5 protein-coding genes are annotated in these 2,717 nt (G+C 64.0%); 3 read left to right on the plus strand and 2 right to left on the minus strand.

Annotated features, from left to right (window positions below; genetic code table 11):
• Nucleotides 1–108 precede the first annotated feature (108 nt).
• The gene (locus ACY693_RS17885) at nt 109–273 is read left to right on the plus strand and encodes a hypothetical protein (RefSeq protein WP_462323164.1); all 165 of its coding nucleotides are present in this window, start codon (nt 109–111) and stop codon (nt 271–273) included.
• Between the two features lie 14 nt (nt 274–287).
• Here ACY693_RS17885 and ACY693_RS17890 read toward each other — a convergent pair whose 3' ends face one another.
• On the minus strand, nt 288–446 hold the full coding sequence (locus tag ACY693_RS17890; protein WP_462323165.1) for a hypothetical protein: 159 nt from the start codon (nt 444–446) through the stop codon (nt 288–290).
• A gap of 126 nt (nt 447–572) precedes the next feature.
• Between ACY693_RS17890 and ACY693_RS17895 the strand changes: the two genes are divergently transcribed.
• Nucleotides 573–1,037: an Lrp/AsnC family transcriptional regulator gene (locus tag ACY693_RS17895; RefSeq protein WP_462323166.1), complete on the plus strand. Its 465-nt coding sequence runs from the start codon at nt 573–575 to the stop codon at nt 1,035–1,037.
• A 21-nt stretch (nt 1,038–1,058) separates the two neighbouring features.
• Nucleotides 1,059–1,790, plus strand: a complete 732-nt coding sequence (locus tag ACY693_RS17900; protein WP_462323167.1) for a PP2C family protein-serine/threonine phosphatase — start codon at nt 1,059–1,061, stop codon at nt 1,788–1,790.
• 96 nt (nt 1,791–1,886) lie between these two features.
• On the opposite strand, the gene ACY693_RS17905 is transcribed toward ACY693_RS17900, so the two are convergent.
• The coding region (locus tag ACY693_RS17905) for a methyl-accepting chemotaxis protein (RefSeq protein ID WP_462323168.1) at nt 1,887–2,717 on the minus strand (831 nt) is incomplete at its 5' end.

A 2,717-nucleotide genomic window follows, 5' to 3' on the forward strand; every position in this document is an offset into this window, starting at 1 on the left:
GCTCGATGATCCGGTCTGGCCAGCGGCGGTCGGGCCATTGTACCGGCTTGCTCGGACGATACTTGGCGTGATGGGCGGGCATTGCGAGCTCCTTGTGGCAGTGGGCAAGTGGCTTTGCAGTGGGCGAGCAACAAGCTGCTCGGCCTTTTGATCGGATCGATCGACTGCGCGACCGGGCGTGCCAGCGACTGGGCGCTGCCGCCGGTGGCGCAGCGCAAGCCCGGCTTTGGGCTGGCGCGCGGCACGGCGGGCGCGATGTCGGTACCGGTCTAGAGCGATGGGCTGGGTTACAGCGCCCGTTCGGTCACCGAATCGCTGGGTGTCGACCCGGTGCTGTCGGTGATCCTCGTTTGGGTCTGGCCTTGTGGGCCTTGCCAGGTCGTCTGCTTGTGGCCGACGGTTGATAGGATGCGCTTCTTCTTCAGGTAGGGGATTGCGAAAAACATCCTGATCGCTCCGTCTTGCGCAATTTTTATTCATAACGAAGGCTGATCGCGCAATTTCGCCGTTGACCGCTGTCTCGCTTCTTTCCGCGGATGCCGAGCGGCTGGGTTCTGAGCTAATCTGAAGGCATGACACTCGATCGCTACGACCACCGCATCCTCGAGATCCTGCAAGCCGATGGGCGCATCAGCAATCAGGAGCTAGCCGATCGCATCGGCCTGTCGCCATCGCCCTGTCTACGCCGGGTGCGAGCGCTCGAGGAGGCCGGCATCATCGCCGGTTATCGGGCGATGGTCGATGCGCGGAAGCTCGGGTTGACACTGATCGCCTTCATCAGCATCTCGATGGATCGGCATACGCCTGAGCGTTTCGCCAATTTTGATGCGACGGTATCGGCGCTGCCGGAGGTGCTCGAGTGCTCGCTGATCACCGGTCGCGATGCCGATTATCAGCTCAAGGTGATCGTGCGTGACATGGAGGCCTATCAGGATCTCCTGCTACACAAGATCACCCGTATCGAAGGCGTCTCCGGCGTGCATTCGAGCTTTGTGCTGCGCCAGGTCATCGAGCGTACCGCCTTACCATTGGACTGAGCAGAACATAGCCAAATGATCATGAAAGCCTCCGATCCGCATCTGCTCCAGCCGCCGGAGTTCGCCTGCCTCAGCGAGACTGGCCTTGTGCGCACGCGCAATGAGGATGCCTATGCCGCGCAGCCCGAGCTTGGCCTCTGGGTGGTCGCGGATGGCATGGGCGGTGTCGCCGGCGGTGCGGTGGCGAGCGCCATCGCCGTCGAGACCATCGTCGATGAGGTGCGCCGAGGCGTCGACCTGACCGAGGCGCTCAATGGCGCTCATCGTGCCATCTTGGATGCTGCAGCCGCGGGTCAGGGCAGCCCGGGGATGGGCACCACCGCCGTTGCGTTGCGCCTCGATCGCAACCGCTATGAGCTGGCCTGGGTGGGCGACAGCCGTGCTTACAGCCTCCAGCCAGGCCAAAGGCTGTGCCAGCTCACCCGCGATCATTCGGTCGTGCAGTCGCTGGTCGATCAAGGATTGCTGAGCCCGGAACAGGCTGGCAGCCATCCTTATCGTCATCAGCTCACGCGCGCCCTGGGCGGATTCGCAACGCCGGCGATCGATGCCGATCATGTCAGCGGTGACTGGAGCCGGGGCGACTGGCTCCTGCTCTGCACCGATGGGCTCAATGGCGAGCTGAGTGACGCCGAGATCGGCGGCTTGATCCAAGATGCCCGTGCTCCCGAGCCAGCCGCACAGGCGCTGGTCGCCGCAGCGCTGGAGCAGGGTGGGCATGATAATGTGACGGTCATCCTGCTGAGGTGCTGAGCGGACCTTGATCGCTGTCTACCTTCTACCTCCCGATGATGGCCCGACTTTGGTGCTCACATCGGCAAGCAGTGGGTCGACGCTCTCTTCGCCCCATCAGGAGGCCTGAGGATGCGCGAAGCGACAGGCAAGTCGGGCGGCGTGATCGATCAGCTCACCAAGCTCGCTGACCCGCGCGCCAGCCTGCTCGGCATAGCTCTGAACCTGCTGCGCCAACTGGTCGATGTTGTTGATATTGGCGTTGATCTCTTCGGTGGTGGCGCTCTGCTGCTCCGTCGCGCTGGCGATTTGTAGGCTCATCTCTTGCATCGAGGCAACCGCAGTGCGGATCGCTTCCAGTGCCTGATGAGACTGGTCCGCGAGGGCCAGGCTGTGTGCGGCGTGCTCACTACTCTCGTCCATGGCGGCAACAGCGCGATCCGTGCCTTCCTGCAGCGAGTGGGTGATGGTCTTGATCTCGGCGGTTGCGTCCGAGGTGCGATCGGCGAGCACGCGAACCTCCTCGGCGACCACCGAGAAGCCGCGACCGGCCTCGCCGGCGCGTGCCGCCTCGATCGTGGCATTGAGGGCGAGCAGATGGGTTTGCTCCGTGATCTGTTCGATGAGGTCAAGGGCCGCTCCGATCCGCTTGGCCTCCTCGGCGACCTGGTGGGTGACTTGCGACGAGCTGCTGATGCGCTCGACCAGCGTGCGCACGGCCTCGGCACTCTGCTGAACGGTCTCCATGCCTTGGTCGGCCTGATCGCGCACCTGCTCGCTGATCTGGGCGCCAACGGAGGCATTGCGAGCGATCTCCTGCACGCTCTGCGCCATCTCTTCCATCGCGGATGCGACCTGCAGGGTTTCCGCCGTCTGCTGCTGCGCCTGCGCGCGGGCTTCGGCCACGGCCTCGCCAGCCTGGGCACTGACCTGTTGGAGGTGGTCGGT

The sequence above is a fragment of the Halochromatium sp. genome, from assembly GCF_054919635.1.